The 18,842-nt window shown below is 39.2% G+C and carries 20 protein-coding genes; all 20 read right to left on the bottom strand.

The window, feature by feature from the left end:
* Positions 1-77: 77 nt before the first annotated feature.
* Positions 78-434, bottom strand: coding sequence for a hypothetical protein (locus MOQ65_RS01520; protein ID WP_105093880.1), 357 nt, complete (start codon positions 432-434; stop codon positions 78-80).
* Between the two features lie 7 nt (positions 435-441).
* A complete protein-coding gene (locus MOQ65_RS01515; protein WP_257846441.1) occupies positions 442-903 on the bottom strand; it encodes a hypothetical protein in 462 nt (153 codons plus the stop codon).
* A complete protein-coding gene (locus tag MOQ65_RS01510; RefSeq protein ID WP_257846703.1) occupies positions 858-1,424 on the bottom strand; it encodes a prepilin peptidase in 567 nt (188 codons plus the stop codon). The genes MOQ65_RS01515 and MOQ65_RS01510 overlap by 46 nt, the downstream gene beginning before the upstream one ends.
* Positions 1,425-1,633: 209 nt before the next feature.
* On the bottom strand, positions 1,634-2,080 hold the full coding sequence (locus MOQ65_RS01505; protein ID WP_060924230.1) for a competence type IV pilus major pilin ComGC: 447 nt from the start codon (positions 2,078-2,080) through the stop codon (positions 1,634-1,636).
* Between the two features lie 93 nt (positions 2,081-2,173).
* On the bottom strand, positions 2,174-3,349 hold the full coding sequence (locus MOQ65_RS01500) for a type II secretion system F family protein (protein ID WP_213467912.1): 1,176 nt from the start codon (positions 3,347-3,349) through the stop codon (positions 2,174-2,176).
* An 8-nt stretch (positions 3,350-3,357) separates the two neighbouring features.
* Complete coding sequence (locus MOQ65_RS01495; RefSeq protein WP_060924228.1) at positions 3,358-4,377, bottom strand: type IV pilus twitching motility protein PilT; 1,020 nt, start codon at positions 4,375-4,377, stop codon at positions 3,358-3,360.
* Positions 4,361-5,371: a GspE/PulE family protein gene (locus MOQ65_RS01490; protein WP_155086710.1), complete on the bottom strand. Its 1,011-nt coding sequence runs from the start codon at positions 5,369-5,371 to the stop codon at positions 4,361-4,363. The genes MOQ65_RS01495 and MOQ65_RS01490 overlap by 17 nt, the downstream gene beginning before the upstream one ends.
* Before the next feature lie 188 nt (positions 5,372-5,559).
* Positions 5,560-6,843: a phosphopyruvate hydratase gene (gene eno / locus MOQ65_RS01485; RefSeq protein ID WP_024065658.1), complete on the bottom strand. Its 1,284-nt coding sequence runs from the start codon at positions 6,841-6,843 to the stop codon at positions 5,560-5,562.
* 115 nt (positions 6,844-6,958) lie between these two features.
* Positions 6,959-8,485: a 2,3-bisphosphoglycerate-independent phosphoglycerate mutase gene (gene gpmI, locus MOQ65_RS01480; RefSeq protein WP_257846440.1), complete on the bottom strand. Its 1,527-nt coding sequence runs from the start codon at positions 8,483-8,485 to the stop codon at positions 6,959-6,961.
* A 13-nt stretch (positions 8,486-8,498) separates the two neighbouring features.
* On the bottom strand, positions 8,499-9,269 hold the full coding sequence (gene tpiA, locus MOQ65_RS01475) for a triose-phosphate isomerase (RefSeq protein ID WP_257846439.1): 771 nt from the start codon (positions 9,267-9,269) through the stop codon (positions 8,499-8,501).
* A 1-nt stretch (position 9,270) separates the two neighbouring features.
* Positions 9,271-10,449, bottom strand: coding sequence for a phosphoglycerate kinase (locus MOQ65_RS01470; RefSeq protein WP_257846438.1), 1,179 nt, complete (start codon positions 10,447-10,449; stop codon positions 9,271-9,273).
* A 13-nt stretch (positions 10,450-10,462) separates the two neighbouring features.
* Entirely contained in the window at positions 10,463-11,473 is a 1,011-nt protein-coding gene (gene gap / locus MOQ65_RS01465; RefSeq protein ID WP_155086713.1) for a type I glyceraldehyde-3-phosphate dehydrogenase, read from the bottom strand.
* A gap of 58 nt (positions 11,474-11,531) precedes the next feature.
* Positions 11,532-12,557 (bottom strand): sugar-binding transcriptional regulator, encoded by a 1,026-nt coding sequence (locus MOQ65_RS01460; protein WP_060924221.1) that lies wholly within the window; start codon positions 12,555-12,557, stop codon positions 11,532-11,534.
* Between the two features lie 207 nt (positions 12,558-12,764).
* Positions 12,765-13,391 (bottom strand): uracil phosphoribosyltransferase, encoded by a 627-nt coding sequence (gene upp, locus MOQ65_RS01455; RefSeq protein WP_119206192.1) that lies wholly within the window; start codon positions 13,389-13,391, stop codon positions 12,765-12,767.
* 187 nt (positions 13,392-13,578) lie between these two features.
* A complete protein-coding gene (gene glyA, locus MOQ65_RS01450; protein WP_257846437.1) occupies positions 13,579-14,811 on the bottom strand; it encodes a serine hydroxymethyltransferase in 1,233 nt (410 codons plus the stop codon).
* A 45-nt stretch (positions 14,812-14,856) separates the two neighbouring features.
* Positions 14,857-15,294 (bottom strand): ribose 5-phosphate isomerase B, encoded by a 438-nt coding sequence (gene rpiB / locus MOQ65_RS01445; RefSeq protein WP_105093888.1) that lies wholly within the window; start codon positions 15,292-15,294, stop codon positions 14,857-14,859.
* A gap of 11 nt (positions 15,295-15,305) precedes the next feature.
* Positions 15,306-15,752: a low molecular weight protein arginine phosphatase gene (locus MOQ65_RS01440; RefSeq protein ID WP_257846436.1), complete on the bottom strand. Its 447-nt coding sequence runs from the start codon at positions 15,750-15,752 to the stop codon at positions 15,306-15,308.
* Between the two features lie 112 nt (positions 15,753-15,864).
* Positions 15,865-16,896, bottom strand: a complete 1,032-nt coding sequence (locus MOQ65_RS01435; RefSeq protein ID WP_257846435.1) for an L-threonylcarbamoyladenylate synthase — start codon at positions 16,894-16,896, stop codon at positions 15,865-15,867.
* A 1-nt stretch (position 16,897) separates the two neighbouring features.
* A complete protein-coding gene (prmC, locus tag MOQ65_RS01430; protein WP_155086718.1) occupies positions 16,898-17,767 on the bottom strand; it encodes a peptide chain release factor N(5)-glutamine methyltransferase in 870 nt (289 codons plus the stop codon).
* The gene (gene prfA, locus MOQ65_RS01425) at positions 17,760-18,842 is read right to left on the bottom strand and encodes a peptide chain release factor 1 (RefSeq protein WP_105093892.1); all 1,083 of its coding nucleotides are present in this window, start codon (positions 18,840-18,842) and stop codon (positions 17,760-17,762) included. The genes prmC and prfA overlap by 8 nt, the downstream gene beginning before the upstream one ends.

Raw genomic sequence — 18,842 nt, 5'->3', positions numbered from 1 at the left:
GGTTAGAACGATAGTAGAAATAGTTATACTCATAAGTGTGGAATACAAAATAAAACCACTTTGTTTATCATGAGTACTCAACGTATTTCCTCCAAAACGAGAGATAAGCTATACACAATAGTTTCATTATCTATGGCCTGTACAGTTAATCGTTGTAGGGCAATGCCATTTTCTACGGTAGGTTCTATGTGTGTTTTATAAGTAATAGATTCCCTAGGGCTCATAATAAATTGAGAGTTATGAATCCCTTCCTGAATGTGACCTGTTTTGTAATACTGGGACTTACTTTCCTCTAAATATGTTACAGTGTCTTGTACTATATAATCCCAATAATAAGCCTTATAGATTGTCAGGGTCGCCATCCAAAATACAGATAGTATAACAGGCAATATAAACATAATAATGGCTGTTGATACTAAGGCATCTCCATACATAAATCCCTTAGTGTACTTCTTCCCATCGAATACGTCCCGTCTGCACAGATATCCATATACGATTTCTCTCACCACTTTCTCGATCCCGTAAAATAAGTTCCGTTCCATCATAAGGCAATCCTAGAGAAGAAAAAGAGATAATCGTTAAAGGTTGTACGTTTTCAATCCCTGTAGGTAACGATATATCGACTGTATGATGATGCGCATCCTCCTCTAAGGTATAGCTATCTTTATTTAATATAAATAACATGCGCCCTTTCCCATTCGACTTATGACCAAGCATGGACCAAAGTTGAACCTTTTTTAACATATATACCACTTCTTGAGTACTTCCATTTAAGGTATAACGACTGGGCGTCGTAACAATAGGCAAAGACAGAGAAATCAAAATTAAAAATAAACTAATAGCAATAATCCACTCGGCTAACAAAGAGCCAAACTGATGATGTATAGGTTGTGCCTTAACCATTGATATAACACCTCCATGTAGGATCCGCCATGTAAGGCACACCAAGCACCAAAGCATAGAAAGGGACCAAATGGAATATATCGATTACGATAGCTTGTTAGTAAGAGATAGAGAGAACCAACGCAAAAGGCTACGTAAAAAAAGCATATAATCTCCCAGGGCGTAAGCCACATGGAAATAGCAGAAAACCATTTCACATCGCCTAGTCCAAAACCTTTATGACTAATAAGACGAAGTCCATATGTAATAGTACCTACAGTCATAACACTTATGATTGTTATAAGCATAGACTTATCATTTAGAAAGCTATACAAAATACCACCTATAACAAGCACTAAGGCCCCTTCATCAGGTAATATATAGTAATGCATATCGATGGTAGCACCTGCTATGATAATGAGTGAAAACACAGCATACAAAGCAACGTGAATAAAGGATATTACCTGGGTTGAAACTATAATAGGTAGTACTATGGATGCTATATACACGATCAGTGCTATAACATAATGAGTCCCTTTCATACCTTGTCCTTCCATACAATCAACTATAGATATGTATATCTAACGATTGATATAACTACATATATATGAAAACCTAAATCTACATATATATGAAAACCTAAAACTACATTCCTATCATTAATACATGCACATTAAATACTAAATACTAAATACTAGTTACTTGATACTGATATTAGATGCTAGATGCTAAATTCTAGATATAAGTTACGTTAAGGTGCGTCAGGTGCTTTAACTACAACTGCTTTTGCCGTACCGCCATTAACCACTTCATAAGTAATGGTATATTCCTTATCCTTTGCAGTCTTAACATGTTCTGTAAGATAACCTTCTTTATATAGATTTTCTACAGTTGGTGGTGTATCTACATTCTTGTCGATCATATAGAGCTGCGTTGCATTTTTTATGATTTGAATATCTGCCGTTTCCTTCGCATTTCGTGCTCTATCAGCAGCAGATAAAAATTGTGGCATCGCAATAGCTGCCAATATGGCAATAACGGCTACCACAACCATTAACTCAACAAGGGTAAAGCCCCCTTTTCTCGACTTCTTGAGATTTTCCCGAACACGAGAAATATGTAAGTGGTCTAAAACCCATTGACCACATAGTTCTAATCGAGAATTTAAACCATGAACCATATGTATAACAGAACTCATAATATCCTCCTTATAATGATTAAATAACAGCTATCCATTTATATTGACCTCTATTGTTCTAACTATAAATAGCTATTATGCAACTATAAATAGCTATTGTCCTCCCAACTTAGCAATAGACGTAAATAATGGATACATAACAGATACAACTAAAACGGCTACACCAATTCCCATTACAGTTAGCAAAATTGGTTCTAAAAGCCTCTCTAGTCGGGCGATATATTTTGAAAGTATAGATTCATAGTAATGTCCACAATGATGTAGCATCTTAACGAGCTCTCCACTTTCCTCGCCAATAGAAATCATTTGCCATATAAAGGAATTTCCAATATTCTCAGTTCTAAGGCTCTCTTCAAAAGAATGGCCAGTTAATAACTTTGCCTCTACTTTCTCACTACATTCGGCACCATACATATTGCCCCATAAAGGTCTTGTGATATTCATAGTATGAATAATAGAAATTCCAGAATCTAACAAAAGGGCCCAAACCTTTAGCATACTCGTATAGTAAATGCAGGTCATCCATTGGTATCGGTGAGCCAACAGCCAAAGCCAACGATGTACTTTGTGTTTTATACTATGTTGATGGTATGCAAAGACTAAAGCACCTATCCCTACACACTGCATAATAAAGACTAATATAGGATGACTCTTTAACCCTTGTCCTAATGCAAAGAGGGCTCGTGTCATCAATGGTAATGTAATATGCATGGTAGTAAAAACCTTCTCAAAGGATGGAATGATAAACAGGATGGTAACGAGAAAGAATACGTTCATCATGAGAAGAAGAAATATGGGATAAGAAATAGCACTCATAACCTTTTGTCGCAATTGTCGCTCCCAGTCATAGTGACGTGAAATGTATTGTAAGCTTTCACCTAAAGTGCCTGCTGCCTCTCCACTTTCTAGTAGTGCTAAGGCTATCGCAGGGCAGCCTTCACTACGCAATGCTTGCGATAAGGTTTGGCCTCTTTCAATCGATTCATAGAGGGCTGTATATAAAAGCCCTCGCTTCCCATGACAGAGTAACTGTAATGCCCTCCGTAAAGGCACACCAGACTCGATGAGTAATCCCAATTGATAGGTTACATCTACCACCATGGTATGATTCCACTTATGCTTTTTCTTATTCACTTGTAGAGTGATTTTATAAATTTTGTATCCATCACGTTTTAACCGTGTACCGACCTCCTGTTCTGAATCTGCCCACATCAAACCTTTTACTGTTTCATTATTCTCATTTTTTACGACATATTCATAAGCCTCCATATCTGCACCTACGATAATTGTTGATCTAATAGCATATGTAGTTGATGCTGCGTTCCATATTGTGCTTTTACATCTCGTACGGCCATTTCTAGTGTTTTCATAGGCAGTTGTGTTTCTTGAATAGAGATGATTTGCGGTTCCTTACGAGTGCGTATTAAATTTGCTACTGCATGAGTGTTTAACAAAATATCACGAATGGTAATAAACTTTTTATTCCACCGAAGAAGTCGTTGACATATAACAGCACGTAACACTTGAGATATTTGACTGCGAATCTCCTCTTGTTGTTCACCAGGAAATAGTGAAATCATGCGGTGAACAGCCATCACGGCCCTTTGCGTATGCATAGTGGCCATCACAAGATGCCCCGTTTCAGCCGCATGAAGAGCGGCCTCTAATGTTTCACGATCTCGAAGCTCTCCAACCATAATGACATCTGGGTCCTCCCGCAATGCATCGCGAATACCATTAGACATAGACTTAATGTCGGCACCTAATTGGCGTTGATGAATTAAAGATTTCTTAGGCTTAAACTCAAATTCTATGGGGTCTTCTAAGGTAATGATATGGCGCTCCATAGTTTGATTTATATAGTCAATACAACAGGCTAAGGTAAAACTTTTCCCACTACCTGTAGGCCCGCATACAAGCAATAGACCATCATGTGCTTCACATAGTTTTTGAAGTAAATGTCCTTCACTGTTATCCTCTAGCTTAAGTTGTTGATGGCACAATAACCTCAGTGTCCCACATATCGTTTGATTAGCCTTATATAGATGAACACGTATACGCACGCCACAACAGGAACAAGCTTCATCGAGAGATTGCCATTCATAAGAGGCTATACCACAACGTCGTAAAATATCTTCAATTAAGATAGTAGTACATATAAACGAAGTAGCCTTCAATCCATCACCATGCCGCAAATAGATAGGCTCACCACATTGTAGATGAATATCTGTGGATGATAATTGTATTGCTTGTTCAACAATGGTTTCTAAATTTCCACTATTACAGCATGAGTCCACAACGATGCACCTCCTCTATCGATGTAACATGCTGAGATACAGCTTCACGAGCGGAATCCTCTAGTGACAAAAGTAAATGTGCTTCTAATTGATCCCAGTGAACTGAATTGGTTGGTATTTCTAAATATTCAAAGAGCGCAGTCCGTCCATGATACGTGGTGCCATCAAATTTTCGAACTAAACGTTGCGCTATTGCCCCCATTAAAGTAGCCCGTATTAAATACGGTTCTACCCCCATATCCATGAGACGCGTTACAACACCAATAGCTGTGTTAGTATGAATTGTAGATAACACTCGATGCCCTGTTAAAGCCGATTTAACGGCCAGCTCTGCAGTCTCCTTATCCCTGATTTCACCAATCATAATCGTATCTGGATCTTGCCGTAGCACTGATCTAAGCCCTTTGGCAAATGTAAAACCAATCTTCTCATTAATACCAATTTGTATGGCTCCTTTAATTTCAGCCTCTACGGGATCTTCAAGACATATGAGCTTTGTTTCCTCTAGATTTAACATGCGTAACATGGCATATAAAGTAGCCGTTTTACCACTACCTGTAGGTCCACAGATTAGAAGTAAGCCATAAGGACGTTTTAGTAATTGTTTAATATGTTCAAAAATATCTGCACGCATACCTAAGGCTGTTAAGTCTTTATGACTCCCTTCATTTCCCATAAGTCGGCAGACCAAAGTCTCACCATATAAGCTGGGCAAGGTAGATACGCGCATAGTTACAGATGTATCCTTATGACTCCAAGCCCATCGACCATCTTGAGGCAATCTCTTTTCACTAATATCTAATGCACTACAAACCTTGATGCGGTTGATAATAAGTTCAGCCTCTTCAGAAGTCACAGTCATATTTGTTCGTAGTAATCCATCTTGTCGTAACCGAACTTGGACACCACTTTTTGTGGGATCAAAGTGAATATCGCTCACATGATGTTCTAAAGCATATAGAATAATGTCGTCTAATGTTACGTCTACATACATGGTCACCTCCTATACCTTGCGGTATGTTTTTACCTCACACTAGCGTATGGCGTTATAGGTTTCGACATCCTCACCAAAATCCCTTTTTTATTTTTAAAAATCCACGAAGCGAAAACTTTTCTATTTTTAGGCATACAAAAAAGGCGCCCCGAAGGGCGCCCTTATTGGACTTTTAGCTAAGACGATTTTTATTTTAAGTTATAAAAAACGTCATTACCTTTATATTGTGCTGTTTCGTATAACATTTCTTCAATGCGAAGCAATTGATTGTATTTAGCTACACGTTCAGAACGAGCTGGTGCACCAGTCTTAATTTGGCCAGCATTTACAGCTACTGCAATATCAGCGATAAATGTATCTTCTGTTTCGCCAGAGCGGTGAGATACTACACATGTATAACCAGCGCGTTTAGCTAGTTCCATAGCGTCGAATGCTTCTGTTAAAGTACCGATTTGGTTTACTTTTACAAGAATAGAGTTACCTACACCAAGCTCAATACCACGAGCCAAACGTTTTGTATTAGTTACGAATAAATCGTCACCAACGAGTTGTACACGATCGCCAAGGCGTTCTGTCAATAATTTCCAACCATCCCAATCTTCTTCAGCAAGACCATCTTCGATGGATACGATTGGGTATTTACCTACTAAGTATTCGTAGAAATCCACCATTTCAGCAGCTGTTTTAACTTTGCCTTCGCCAGCTAAATTGTATTTGCCATCTTCATAGAATTCAGAAGATGCAGAATCAAGAGCTAATTTAAAGTCTTTACCAGGTTCATAACCTGCCGCTTTAATAGCTTCACAAATTACTTCCAATGCTTCTTCATTGGATGCCAAGTTAGGAGCGAAACCACCTTCGTCACCTACGGCAGTGCTAAGACCTTTATCATGAAGTACAGATTTTAATGTATGATATACTTCTGCACAGCTACGAAGAGCTTCAGCAAAGGATTCCGCGCCTACAGGCATGATCATAAATTCTTGAATATCTACGTTATTATCCGCATGTGCGCCGCCATTCAAGATATTCATCATAGGAACTGGCAATTCTTTTGCGTTGAAACCGCCAAGGTATGCAAACAATGGCAAATCTAAGGATTCAGCTGCTGCACGAGCTACTGCCATAGATACACCAAGAATTGCATTAGCACCTAAGTTAGATTTATTGTCTGTACCATCTAATTTCAACATCAAGTTATCGATAGCTACTTGTTCAGTCGCATCATAACCAATAATGGCAGGACCGATTTTAGCATTTACATTATCGATAGCTGTTAATACACCTTTACCGGAGTAACGGGATTTATCACCATCACGTAATTCTACAGCTTCAAACTTACCTGTGGAAGCACCAGATGGAACCGCAGCTGTTGCAATAGTACCATCTTCTAAACATACTTCAACTTCAACAGTTGGGTTACCGCGGGAATCTAAAATTTCTCTTGCAATGACTTGTTCAATTACTGCCATTTCTTCACCTCATAAAAATCTAATGGGATAACTGTCATGTGACAGATATTATATATTGAGCAAAACCATATAGGTTATAACTCTTGTTAACTACTAATATAGTGAAAGTTCTATATTATGCTTTTTGTACTAAACTATGACCTGTCATAGATTCTGGTTGTTCTATGCCAGCCAAGTCTAATAATGTAGGAGCAATATCACATAATTTGCCAGCCTCTAATGTAGCTGATTTTAAGGCATCACTCATTAAAATTAAAGGAACCAAGTTTGTTGTATGCGCCGTATGAACCTTACCAGTTTCATGATTAACCATAAGCTCAGCATTACCATGATCTGCTGTAATTAACAAGTGACCATTCTTACTGCGTATAGCCTCAACGATACGACCTAAGCAAGTATCTACAGCCTGAACTGCTTTAACAGCTGCTTCAAAGCTACCTGTATGACCCACCATATCTGGATTTGCAAAGTTTAAGATGATCATGTCATACGTTTCATCTTGAATGGCTTCTACGACCTTATCAGTTACCTCATAAGCACTCATTTCAGGTTGTAAATCATAGGTTGCCACTTGAGGAGATTTCACAAGTATGCGGTCCTCACCTTCAAATGGTTCCTCTTTACCGCCGTTGAAGAAATACGTAACATGAGCGTATTTCTCTGTTTCAGCAATACGCAATTGACGATAGCCACCTACGCTTAGTACTTCGCCTAGTGTTTCAGATATAATGTCCTTTTCATACACAATATGAACTGGTAAACCATCTTCATATTTAGTCATAGTCGCCATGTATAAAGATAATGGTTCACGGTTAAAGCCATCAAAGTCTGGCAACACTAAGGCTTTTGTAAGCTCACGACCTCGGTCTGGACGGAAATTACAGAAGATAACGGCATCGCCATTCTTGATCGTTCCTTCAGCATCAATTACCGTAGGAAGAACAAACTCATCTGCCGCATCTTTGTCATAAGATTGTTGCACCGCTTCACAGGCTGATACTGCTCTTTCACCTTGACCATTTACAATCGCATTGTAAGCAAGTTCCACACGGTCCCAACGATTATCGCGGTCCATCGCATAGTATCGACCACTCACAGTAGCAATTTTTCCACAGTTTAGCTCTGCCATATACGCTTCTAAGTCTTTTAAATAGCCTTGTGCACATTGAGGGGCTACGTCACGACCATCGAGCAAGGCATGTACATAAACGTGCTCAATACCATGATCATGAGCCCCTTTGATAACTGCCTTAATATGCTCTAAGGAGCAATGTACATTGCCATCTGATACTAGACCAATAAGATGTAAGCTTTGTTTTTTAGCAACTTCGTATAGTTCCTGCATAACAGGGCGATTATAAAACTCACCAGATTCAACGTCTTTAGTAATACGAGTCAAATCTTGGTACACAATGCGACCAGAACCAAGGTTTAAATGGCCAACCTCAGAATTCCCCATCTGTCCTTCTGGAAGTCCTACTGCAAGCCCTGATGCTTCTAATTTTGTATGTGGATACGTATCCCACAATTGATTAAAACAGTGCGGCTTCGCCTGTACTACAGCATTGGTTGTATCTGATTGATCTCCCATGCCAAATCCATCTAGGATAACTAGCATTACGGGAGCCTTTAATTTAGCCATTTTTAACCTCATATTAAGCGCTTACTTCATTCGCCGCTTTAATAATATCAATAAATTCATCAACTACTAAAGATGCACCACCTACAAGGGCACCATCAATATTTGGTTCCCCAAGAATTTCACGAGCATTTTCGGATTTAACACTACCGCCATACTGGATGCGCACGGCATCAGCAGTCTCATCATCGTATAAAGAACGAATGTAATCACGAATTTCTTTACATACTTCTTCAGCTTGATCGGCAGTTGCTGTTTTTCCTGTGCCGATAGCCCAAATTGGTTCGTACGCAACAATCAATTGGCTAACTTGTTCCTTTGGAACGTCAACCAAAGCACCTTTAAGCTGAGATGTAATCCAGTCTAGAGTATGACCGGATTCACGTTGTTCTAAACTTTCACCAACACAGACTATTGGTATCAAATTATGGTGAAATGCACTTTTGATTTTTGCATTTACCGTCTTATCTGTTTCACCATAATATTCACGGCGTTCAGAGTGACCGATAATAACATAATTGACGCCTACCTCTGTAAGCATAAGTGGTGAAATTTCACCAGTGAATGCACCAGCATCATGATAATCCATAGTTTGTGCGCCTACTTCAATAGCTGTATCTCGTGTTAGTGCTACAGCACGTTCGATAGCTGTGAAAGGCGGGCAAACAACTACATCACAGGATAATTCCATATCTTGTAACACGCTGTTAAACGCTTCGATCAGAATAGATCCAGACGCAATGGTGCCATTCATTTTCCAATTTCCTGCAATAATGGGTTTTCTCATATTATGCCTCAGACAATGCAGCAATACCTGGTAGGATTTTACCTTCTAAGAATTCCAAAGATGCACCGCCACCTGTGGAGATATGGCTAATCTTGTCTGCCAAGCCACTTTTTTCAATAGCCGCTACAGAGTCGCCACCACCAACGATAGTCATCGCATCGGATTCAGCTACAGCTTTTGCTACTGCATTAGTACCAGCTGCAAAGTTTTCCATTTCAAATACGCCCATAGGACCATTCCAAATAATAGTCTTCATTGGCGCCAGTGCTTCTACATAGAGCTCCCGTGTTTTAGGACCAATATCTAGAATCATCCAACCATCTTCAATATTTTCAACGTCAACGATTTTAGTGTTCGCGTCATTGCTGAAAGCATCAGCTACTACAGCATCGATAGGTGTCAATAATTTAGCACCTGCTACGCGAGCTTCCATAACAAGATCTGTAGCAATAGCTTCTTGACCTTCTTCAAATAAAGAGCTACCAATGTTGCAGCCTTGTGCTTTAATGAAAGCATTTGCCATACCACCGCCGATGATCATTACATCAACTTTAGGCAAAAGGTTTGAAATAACAGAAATTTTATCTGTTACCTTAGCACCGCCGATAATAGCTGCCATAGGTGTTTTTGGATGTACTACAGCTGCACTTAATGCATCAATTTCTTTTTTGAGCAAGAAGCCTGCTGCCATAGGGATATAGTCAGCAATACCAACTACGGATGCTGCATTTCGGTGAGATACACCGAATGCATCGTTAATTGCTACATCAGCAAGAGATGCCAATTGTTTAGCAAATTCAGGGTCGTTTTTAGTTTCTTCATTATGGTAACGCAAGTTTTCAAGCATCAATACATCGCCTGGTTGTAATGTTTTTACAGCTTCTTCAACCTTAGGGCCAATGCAGTCATCTACAAATGCTACTGGTTTATTGATAAGCTCAGATAAATGTTTTGCACATGGTGCCAAAGACATTTCCGGTTTACGTTCCCCTTTTGGACGACCAAAGTGAGAAGCAAGAATAACCTTTGCCCCTTTTTCAATTAAATAATTGATAGTAGGTAAGGCACTACGAATACGAGTGTCATCAGTGATGACACCGTCTTTCATAGGAACATTAAAATCAACACGAACAAATACTGTTTTGTTGTCTACTTGTAAACCATCGATTGTAAGTTTCATCAAAGCCTCCCGATTATAAGCCTTTGCTTGCTACGAATGCTGCCATGTCGATAAGACGTTCGGAGTAACCCCATTCGTTATCATACCAAGAAACAACTTTTACCATATTGCCATCCATAACCATTGTTAAATCAGCGTCAACAATGGAACTACGTGGATCGGAGCTGAAGTCACAAGATACTAATGGCACATCAGATACACCTAAGATACCTTTTAATTCGCCAGCAGCTGCTTTGCGGAATGCTTCATTGATTTCTTCTTTAGTTGCAGGTTTTTCAAGTTCGCAAACAAGATCTGTAGCAGATACGTCTGGAGTTGGAACGCGCAATGCAAAACCATCTAATTTACCTTTTAATTGAGGCAATACTTTAGCAACAGCTTTTGCTGCACCAGTAGTTGTAGGAATGATAGACATAGCTGCTGCACGAGCACGGCGAGGGTCTTTATGACGTGCATCAAGAATTTTTTGGTCATTAGTATAGGAATGAATAGTTGTCATCATGCCGCGTTTAATGCCGAATTCATCGCATAATACTTTAGCAAATGGAGCCAAGCAGTTTGTTGTGCAAGATGCATTGGAGATGATGTGGTGTTTTGCAGGATCGTACATATCTTGGTTAACACCCATAACCATAGTTAAGTCTTCGTTTTTACCAGGTGCAGAAATCAATACTTTTTTTACAGTAGGTTGATTCAAATGAACTTTTGCTTCCTCTGCATCACGATATTTACCAGTACATTCCATAACAATTTCAACGCCTTCTTCAGACCAAGGCAATTTAGAAGCATCGCGGTCATGGAATACGCGAATTTTTTTACCATCAACGTAGATATTTTCTTCATCAAATGTTACTTCGTTAGGAATTGTGCCATGAACAGAGTCATATTTTAACAATAATGCAGTACCTTCATTATCGCCAGTAGCATTGATTGCTACAACCTCTACGTCAGGATTGTTAATCGCTGCACGTACTACACATTTACCAATACGACCAAAACCGTTAATACCAACTTTTACTGCCATTGTTAGATCCTCCTAATAACAAAAATATTCTAACAAAATATTTAACTACTAACTTCACTTATAACGCTGAAATTTGTAACAATTGACGCATACCTTCTGCAGCTTGCTCATCAATGATGAGTATGCCTTTTTGACAAGCTCTCATAACACCAATAATGGCACTCGATTTATCTTGTCCACCAGCCACAGCAATCACATTTGGAATTTTTGCAACATCTGGAAGAGATAAACCAATATTATTAGTGGAATAAATCAACTTACCATCTATATCGCAATATTGACCAAGAGCTTCGCCAACAGCATGATTATCTACTAACTGCTTACGCACATCATCAGCTATATGGCGCTGATCCGCCATGCGCATAGCTGTACCAATACCAAACAACAGTACGTCAGTCCTACTAATGAGATCCCCAATTTCCTTAATTTGAGGTTCGCAAGTCATGAGCATATGCAATGAGTCTTGTGAAAGCCCATCAGGTAAATGGAGCATTTTATAGGTCCCACGAAGTCGTTCAGCCAGCACTGAAGCAATTACGTTAGCTTGATATTCAACTACCTCACCAACGCCCCCACGGGCAGGTACAACAATAGGATTAAATGGTAATACAGGCATCTCTTCAGCTACTGCAGCCATTGTACTGCCACCACTGATAGCAACTACAGAGTCAGGCTCTAATAATTCCTGTAATAGCTTTGCTGCTGCAAAACCTAACTTTTTAACCATCAACGTTCCTTCTGTGGGAGTGATGATAACCCTATCGATATGAAGCGCTTCAGTCAATCGATGTTCTAGCTCGTTAATACGATCTAATTCATTTAAAAAATTTCGCAACTTTGGAACAATTGCATGTCCCTCATCAGTGAGAAAAATTCCTGGTTTATAAATGTCTACAAGACCATTAGCACGCATTAGCTCAATATGACTTCGTACGGTTCGCTCTGGAAGGTCCGTTGCAGTAGCTAATGTCCTACGGCCTATAGGCTCTTCATAAACTAGGTGGTTTAATATTTTGTATCGCTCCTTTAATACACTAACGATTTCAGGAACAATACGTTCACATATCATTAGAAACTCGTTCATCGGGTCCCTCCTTTACCCGTTAGGATTGTATGAATCGTTTTTCGTCCCATGTGAACAAAATTCGTCCCACCCAAAATAAAAAAATACTTTTACATCTGTATTGTATACCCTATGTAGATTTTATTCAAGACTTTATAGGAGAAAACGACATAATTTAGATATTTTATACAACTTTGTACCTAAATTATGTCGCTTTATATGATTATATTATTTTGTACCGAAGATACGGTCACCAGCATCGCCTAAACCAGGCAAGATGTAACCATGATCATTAAGTTTTTCATCAAGGGCCGCTACATAAATAGGAACATCAGGATGTTCTTTATTCACTGCTTCCACACCTTCAGGAGCCGCAACAAGACACATTAACTTAATATTTTTAGCGCCTTTTTCCTTTAACAATGTAATAGCAGCTGCTGCACTACCACCAGTAGCTAACATTGGATCTGTTACTATAAAGTCGCGTTCGCCTACATCAGTAGGTAATTTGCAGTAGTATTCTACAGGTTTCAATGTTTCTGGATCACGGTATAAGCCAATATGACCAACCTTTGCAGTTGGAATCAAGTTAAGCATACCATTGACCATACCTAGGCCAGCACGAAGAATTGGGATAATACCCAATTTTTTACCTGCAATACGTTTGCCAGTCATTTTAGTTAAAGGTGTTTGTACTTCTACATCCTCTAATGGAAGGTTACGAGTGATTTCATAACCCATCAACATAGTAATCTCATCAAGTAATTCTCTAAAATCCTTAGAGCCTGTTTCTGCATCACGCATCAATGTAACTTTGTGTTGAATCAATGGATGTGTCATAACATTAACTTTCATGACTGTCCTCCTATAAATAATTTACATACCCTATCGGTATCCATTTAATATTCATATTTACTCTATCACAGATTAATAAATCATGCCATAAAAATATTAAAAGGGATGTGCCTAGGCACACCCCTTTTATGCTACTTATAGGTTTATAGAACTACAAATATGTAATTGTTATAGTTAATCTAATAGATTAGTATAAAGGATACGCTTCACAAAGTGCTGCCACACGTTTGCTTGCTTCTTCATGAATTGCTTTGTCTTCAGGATTTTTAAGAACAGTTGCAATGATATCTGCAATTTCTTGCATATCTTTTACTTGTAAGCCACGAGTTGTAAGAGCTGGTGTACCAAGACGGATACCACTTGTTACAAATGGGCTAGCTGGGTCAAATGGAATTGTATTCTTATTACATGTAATACCTACTTCATCAAGTAAGTGTTCTGCTTCTTTACCTGTTAAACCAGTATTGCGAACATCTACAAGCATAACGTGAGTATCTGTACCGCCAGAAACAATTGTTAAGCCTTTTTCTTGCAATGCAGCAGCCAATGCTTTTGCATTATCGATAACTTGTTGTGCATATACTTTAAACTCAGGTTGTAATGCTTCACCAAATGCTACAGCTTTAGCAGCGATAACATGCATCAAAGGACCACCTTGAATGCCAGGGAAGATAGCTTTGTCGATTGCTTTTGCATATTTTTCTTTGCAAAGAATCATACCGCCACGAGGACCACGTAATGTTTTATGAGTTGTTGTAGTAACGATATCAGCATGTTCTACAGGATTTGGATGTAAGCCTGCTGCTACAAGGCCAGCAAAGTGAGCCATATCTACCATGAAGATAGCATCAACTTCATGAGCTACATCAGCCATTTTTTTGAAGTCAATTTGACGGCTATAAGCACTACCACCAGCGATAATCAATTTAGGTTTTGCTTCTAAAACGATTTTACGGAACTCATCATAATCGATTTGTTGAGTTTCTGCATCTACACCGTAAGGTACTACATTGAAATATGTACCAGATACGTTAACAGGAGAACCATGAGTTAAATGCCCCCCATGGGACAAATTCATACCTACAATAGTATCACCTGGTTGTAATAATGCGAAATACACACCAAAGTTTGCTTGAGATCCAGAGTGAGGTTGTACGTTGGCATGTTCTGCACCGAACAAGCGTTTTGCTCGTTCAATAGCTAATGTTTCGATAACATCAACATTTTCACAGCCGCCATAATAACGTTTACCAGGATACCCTTCTGCATATTTGTTAGTTAACACGCTACCTTGAGCTTCCATTACGGCTTGAGAAACAAAGTTTTCAGAAGCGATCATTTCTAATTTATCGCGTTGGCGTGCTAATTCTTGATTGATAACAGCTTGAATATTAGGGTCTTGTTTTTCTAAGAAACTCATGAGTATCCTCCTCGTGCAAAACGAATATATATAGGTAATGATGTATTACTTCTCTAATGTTTTAATTTTCTCTACACGGCGTGCATGACGGCCACCTTCAAACTCTGTTTTCATAAAGATGGCAACAATATCATTAGCTAGGCCTGGACCAATAACGCGTTCTCCCATTGTGAGAATATTAGCGTCATTATGTTCACGACATGCATGAGCAGAGAATGTATCATGACAAAGAGCAGCGCGAATACCTGCAATCTTATTTGCTGCAATACCGATACCAATACCAGTACCACAAATCAAAATACCTCTGTCTGCTTGACCAGATACGACTGCATTTGCTACAGGTACAGCAATATCAGGATAGTCGCAAGAATCAGCTGTATGACAACCAAAATCCTCTACTTCATGTCCCAATGCATTTAACAATTCCTTAACGGATGCTTTTAAATTTAATCCGCCATGATCACAACCAATTGCAACTTTCATAATTTCATCTCCTACGCCTTCTGAGGCACTGATGTAAGACCAGTTTCTACTAAGTGATAAATTTGTTCCGCACATTGATTATATACGATTTGATCAGCCCCATATGGGTCTGTAACATCACCATCTTGACCACCCCACTCGGAAATCGTTTTGATTTTACCTTCCTCAAACGGGAATTGGCGAAGTAGTACAGATTTGTGATCTTTCGTCATACCAATGATAAGATCTGCTGCATTCACGAGCTCCATCGTCAATGGTCTCGATTCATGATCAGAAATATCTGCAATGGAACGGACGGCTTCCACGGCTTGTTCAGTTGGTTTTGCTCCATAGGCGGCAAATAGACCAGCTGATACAGTCGTCACATCCTTATGTTGCTCCGCTGCAAGAGCCCGTGTAATACCTTCAGCCATAGGGCTACGGCAAGTATTACCGGTACATACAAATAAAATATTCATAATAACATCCTTACTTAATCACATTTTGTGATTACTTTATACATTATAGCAAATTCATCCAATATGTAAAGACATATTTCTATTATCAGTGGACATTTTTATTTCAGTAAATTTACTTATAAATGATATGATGACTCGAGGCCTTTTCCATGCGGTTCATAATGGCAACACCTAAACCGTCGTCATCAACACCTTCTGCCAAGATTAAGGCAACATGATTTTCATTAAAATATAATAGGCTTTTATAAAAGTCATGGCCTAATGATAAGGCATCACCATAGTTGCCAAAACAATGGAATATAAAGCGTGTATCCTCTTTCATAAGGTTATACGTTTCATGACTCACTAAACAACCTATAGGACCTTCTATCCCCTCTGAAAGCTCTTTAAAAGTACTTGCCACCCGCTCTGGACTACCTACAACAACTGTCATAGGTGCATCAGGAGCATAATGGGTATACTTCATACCAGGAGCTTTAGGCTTAGTTGTAGCATTAACGAGAGCAGTATCATACTCAACCGTAGATACAACAGCTTCAAGTTGTGCTTTTGTTATTCCACCTGGTCTCAATATAATGACCTTGTCATCATGTACTTCTACAACAGTAGACTCTACTCCTATCATACATGGTCCTGCATCTAAAATATAGGAAATACGGCCCTTCATATCATGGTAAACATCTTGCGCCGTTGTCGGACTTGGACGACCAGATATATTAGCACTAGGAGCCGCTACCGGTACACCGGTACGCTCTAATAAGGCTCGACAAATCGCATGATCAGGACAACGTAACGCCACACGAGGCAAGCCACCTGTAGCACGATCTGGCACTAAATCTGATTTAGGCAATGTGATTGTCAATGGACCAGGCCAAAATGTATCCATTAATAATTGTGCCGTATTTGAAACCTCTGTTACTAAAGGTTTTATACTTTCACTATTAGGAACATGTAAAATAAGTGGATTATCGGATGGACGACCTTTAGCGGCGTAGATTTTATCCATTGCCTCCGGATCAAGCCCATTAGCGCCAAGTCCATATACAGTTTCTGTAGGAATGGACACTATTTCGCCATTACGCAAGGCGCGAGCAAGCATATCTAGTTCTTGATCTGATGGATTTGTAATAATTTGAGTATCCATATTATCCCTCATATACAGCTGTTACAACGCGGTCATTTCCGCCGAGGTCAGTAATACATCGAATATTAGAGTACTGCCCTGTTTCTTCTAATAAAGCCTTTACAGCCTCAGCTTGATCAAAACCTATTTCAAAGGCTATATGGCCTTGCGATTTTAAATATGTGCCACATGTTTTAGCCAAAATACGATAGAAATCAAGTCCATCTTCACCGCCAAATAAGGCAATATGGGGCTCATTTAATACGTCCTGAGACAATAATTTAGCATCCCCAGTACGGATATAGGGTGGATTTGATACGATGATATCAAACTGTTCATTTTTACCATCTAAGGCAGAAAACATATCGGACTCTAACAATTGAACACGATCATTTAAGTTAAATCTTTCACTATTTACCTTAGCCAATGACAAAGCATCGGCAGATATTTCAATACCCATGCCACACGCATTCGGCAAATAGTGCAATAGACTTAATAATATCGTGCCAGGGCCCGTACATACATCAAGGATACGAATATTACTATCCTTTTGATACGTGCCTAGTACATGCTCAATCAACGTTTCTGTATCAGGTCGTGGAATCAATACCTTATCATTAACCTTAAAGGTCAATCCCATAAAGTCCTTTTCCCCAATAATAGCCGCTACACAATGCCCCTTAGCTCGTTCTTGAACGAGAGGTCTGAAAGCATCGAGTTCCTCTTGAATAAGCGGTTGGTCATAATGGGTATATAGATAAATACGATCCTTGCCTAAAACGTGAGAAAGCAGTACTTCCCCATCAAGTCGAGGTGTATCCATCTCCTTGCTTTGAAAGTACTGCTCTGTCCACTGGAGAATACGACCGATTGTCCAAATCTCCTTATGCATTTGTATTAGCCTCCTGCATTTTTGCCGCTTGGTCAGCAGCATTTAAGGCTTGAATGATTTCATCTAGATCGCCATTTAAAATAGCATCTAATTTATACAATGTTAAGTTAATACGATGATCTGTTACGCGACCTTGTGGATAGTTATAAGTACGAATACGTTCACTACGGTCACCTGTACCAACTTGGCTCTTACGGTCTGCTGCCATGCTAGAAATAGCCTCTTGCTCAGCTTGGTCTTGCAATTTTGCACGCAATACGCGCATGGCTTTTTCACGGTTTTGTAATTGAGAACGTTGATCTTGACATGCTACAACGATACCAGATGGTAAGTGAGTAATACGAACAGCAGACTCAGTTTTATTGATATGCTGACCGCCTGCACCACTCGCGCGATAGGTGTCGATTTTTAAGTCTTTTTCATTAACTTCAATATCAACATCTTCCATTTCTGGCAATACCGCTACTGTAACGGTAGATGTATGTACACGGCCTTGTGTTTCCGTAGCAGGTACACGTTGTACACGGTGTACACCAGATTCAAATTTCATCTTGGAGTATACATTTTCACCATCTACGGAGAAAATAACCTCTTTAAAACCACCTAATTCAGGCTCATTGGCATCGATAATCTCACAACGCCAACCTTGGCTTTCCGCATATTTTGTGTACATACGGAACAAATCGCCTGCAAATAGTGCCGCTTCATCACCACCGGCACCACCGCGAATTTCAATGATAATATTCTTATCATCATTAGGGTCCTTAGGCAGTAAAAGGATTTGTAATTTCTCTTCTAATTCCTCTTTTTGAGGCTTTAGCTCTTTTAATTCCTCTTGTGCCATTTCACGGAATTCTTCATCCATGGATTTATCTTCAATAACTTCCATAGCTTCATCAATACCAGCTAATACTTTTTTATAAGTACGGAATGTTTCAACTGTTTCAGATAATTGAGCATGTTGACGTGTTAATTTACGCCATTCATCTTGGCGCGCAATCACTTCAGGGTCACTGATGCGCTGCTCCAGGTCCATAAATTTATCTTCAATAACTTGTAATTTATCTACTAACAT

Source organism: Veillonella faecalis (genome assembly GCF_024677885.1).
Classification (GTDB): domain Bacteria; phylum Bacillota; class Negativicutes; order Veillonellales; family Veillonellaceae; genus Veillonella; species Veillonella nakazawae.
The sequence above is the reverse complement of the archived record's forward strand: the minus strand, read 5'-3'. Positions and strand labels throughout refer to the sequence as shown.